The organism is Polynucleobacter sp. 35-46-11, from assembly GCF_002281105.1.
This window is the reverse complement of the sequence record NZ_NCFJ01000364.1, coordinates 1-2,619: the sequence shown is the minus strand read 5'-3', so window position 1 is coordinate 2,619 and position 2,619 is coordinate 1. Positions and strand designations below refer to the sequence as shown.

The 2,619-nt window shown below is 48.1% G+C and carries 3 protein-coding genes and 1 tRNA gene; 1 reads left to right on the top strand and 3 read right to left on the bottom strand.

Going from position 1 to position 2,619, the window contains the following annotated elements; all coding sequences use genetic code 11:
- Positions 1-75 precede the first annotated feature (75 nt).
- Positions 76-1,152, bottom strand: coding sequence for an asparaginase (locus B7Y67_RS14945; RefSeq protein ID WP_293599319.1), 1,077 nt, complete (start codon positions 1,150-1,152; stop codon positions 76-78).
- 61 nt (positions 1,153-1,213) lie between these two features.
- Here B7Y67_RS14945 and lexA point away from each other — a divergent pair, with 61 nt between their 5' ends.
- Complete coding sequence (gene lexA, locus B7Y67_RS14940; protein WP_215301474.1) at positions 1,214-1,933, top strand: transcriptional repressor LexA; 720 nt, start codon at positions 1,214-1,216, stop codon at positions 1,931-1,933.
- Between the two features lie 94 nt (positions 1,934-2,027).
- Here lexA and B7Y67_RS14935 read toward each other — a convergent pair whose 3' ends face one another.
- Positions 2,028-2,489 carry a hypothetical protein gene (locus tag B7Y67_RS14935; protein WP_215301477.1) on the bottom strand — a complete coding sequence of 154 codons (462 nt, stop codon included), beginning with the start codon at positions 2,487-2,489 and terminating at the stop codon, positions 2,028-2,030.
- A 33-nt stretch (positions 2,490-2,522) separates the two neighbouring features.
- Positions 2,523-2,593: transfer RNA gene (locus B7Y67_RS14930), tRNA-Cys, on the bottom strand.
- Positions 2,594-2,619: the final 26 nt, after the last annotated feature.

Sequence of the window (2,619 nt, the reverse complement as noted above, 5' to 3'; positions counted from 1 at the left end):
AGTTAGCGCCAGTGTGACAAGGTAGTAACAAATTGTAGGTAAAACTAACTACGGGTATTTACAGCTTTTTGGTCCTTACCTAATCTCAGGTAAGTCCGCCATTCTAGCAAAAAAATCCTGCCAAGTCAGGGGTTTACCGGCTTTATTTCCCTGCTTTGCCGCATTTAAAGCTAATTGCAGGCCAATTCTGGCTCTGGGTGCAGTCAGGGAGCCTGAGGGTCTGCATCCAAAGTGATCTATTTCAGGAATATTGGGCAAAGTAGCGCCAGCACCTGTCCTAGTTGTTCTCACCAAGGCAATGCCTTGAGCCATAGCCTGATCCAAAGGCTTCAACCAGTCATCATGAAAGCCACCATGCCCCGTACCAGCAATTACAAAGCCCTGAACAGAGCTACTCAACCACTGGGTGATCGTTTCAGGGCGTGCACCTGTATGACTAGTCAAGATTTCAACCCAAGGCCACTCGCCCTCTTGCGGAATTGGTAAATCTTCATTCCAAGCCGCCTGGACAGCTTTGACACCAGATAACCAGGATGGATTAATCAATCCCACTGAGCTTGATGGCGCATTTTGCAAAGGGGCATTCAGGGCAGTAGCGTGGCGCTTAGCCAAATCGATGGCCATGCATCCACGTCCATCCATCACCGCGTAGATGCCACCAGGGCAGTTATCAATCGATGTTGAGGCCCAGCGCAAGGCGTCAAGCAAATTGGAGGGGCCATCGGCTCCAGGCGCATTGCTTGGTAGCATTGCCCCAGTCAGAATAACCCTCTTAGACTGAGTATGAGCTAACTTTCCACAGGTAGCCTGCAAAAATAAGCCCGTTTCCTCCATCGTATCGGTGCCATGGGTAATCACAATCCCCTGCACAGCAGCATCGAGTAAAGCATCCTTAACGGCAAGTCCGAGACTAGTGAGGTGGGCGTCAGTCAAATTACGACTATTGATATTGGCTACCTGACGCGATACCAGCTTGACACCCTCAGGCACTACCGACTGAACATGAGCCACCAATGCATCCACCCCCACTTGGCCCGCTTGATATTGAAGAGGGTTTTCTTCGGGGTTCGGTGCAAGACCTGCAATAGTGCCACCCATACCCAAGATCAGGAGATGGGGTGTATTTTCAGAAACGTTCGAAATTGAGCTCATTTCTCCATTATCCGCCTCAAAATAGCTTGAATATTCAAAAAGTGCTGTATACAATCCCAGTATGGACATAAATACAGTCGATTTTCCGGAGGAGCTGACTGCCCTCCCCAAACTCACCTCACGTCAAAGTGAGATTTTGGAATTGATTACCAAGGCCATCGATGAAAGTGGCTCGCCACCAACTCGTGCGGAAATTGCAGCGCAACTCGGCTTTGCATCTGCGAACGCCGCTGAAGAACACTTACGCGCATTAGCAAAAAAAGGATATATCGAACTGACGCCAGGAACTTCGCGCGGCATTCGTATTGCACAGCGTTTTAACCAGACTCATAATCCAAATAAATATCGTCAGATGTCTTTGCCTTCTGGCGCACTTCAGCAACTCACACTGCCACTTATTGGTCGCGTTGCCGCAGGCTCTCCAATCACCGCTATCGAGCATATTGAAAAACAAGTGCCGATTGATCCAAGCTTATTTAGCAAGGGTGCTGATTACCTATTGAAAGTAGTTGGCATGAGTATGCGCGATGCTGGCATTTTGGATGGCGACTATCTTGCCGTACGAAAAACTTCTGAAGTTCGCAATGGCGATATCGTGGTAGCTCGCCTAGATGATGAAGTTACTGTGAAGCGTTGGAATCAAAAGAAAACCGCAGATGGCATGGTGATCGAATTACAAGCCGAGAACCCAGACTTCAAAAATATTTTGGTAGATCGACGTCAACCGAACTTCGCTGTAGAAGGCCAGGCTGTTGGGCTCATTAGGGCTGGCGGACTCTGATCCCAGACCTTTAAAGCAAAAGGCCTCGTATAGAGGCCTTTTTCAATTGCAGCAGTGACAGGTCACCACCTGCTGTTTACTTCTTTTTTATTCTTTACTTTTTACTTGGCGCAACTACGTTCGCATTCTTGGGTGATGCGGTAATAGTAATGATGGTCTTTGGACCGGTGAATGGGCCTTCATTTAATTCTACGGTGGAGGTGCGATCACCTTTAGTAAAAACCAAAATACTGGTTTTTGATTTCACGGCACTCACGGTAGTCCAACCAGCTCTTGGATATTCAGCCTGGAAGAAAGCGTAAATATCTGTTGGAGTTTGTACTCCAGATAAAACGACTCGCCCCACCCAATTATCACCACGACCAATGATTAAAGAATCTGAGCCAATAATTTTTGATGCCGCAGGCAATGGCATATCACCCAAGAGTTGCGACTGAATTTCTTGTACTTCGCTAGGCGTGCCTGTTGGAGAATCTCCTGAAGAGGCACAGGCCGCCAAGAGCGCAGTTAGCACTAATGCTGAGGTGATTTTTGAGAATCGTTTCAGTTGGATCATGTTCTTGCCCTGGTAATCAATCTACATTACGGGAGGCGCGTGAGGGAATCGAACCCCCGTACGAAGCTTTGCAGGCTCCTGCCTAACCACTCGGCCAACGCGCCATATGCTTGAATCAAAAATGGGAAGC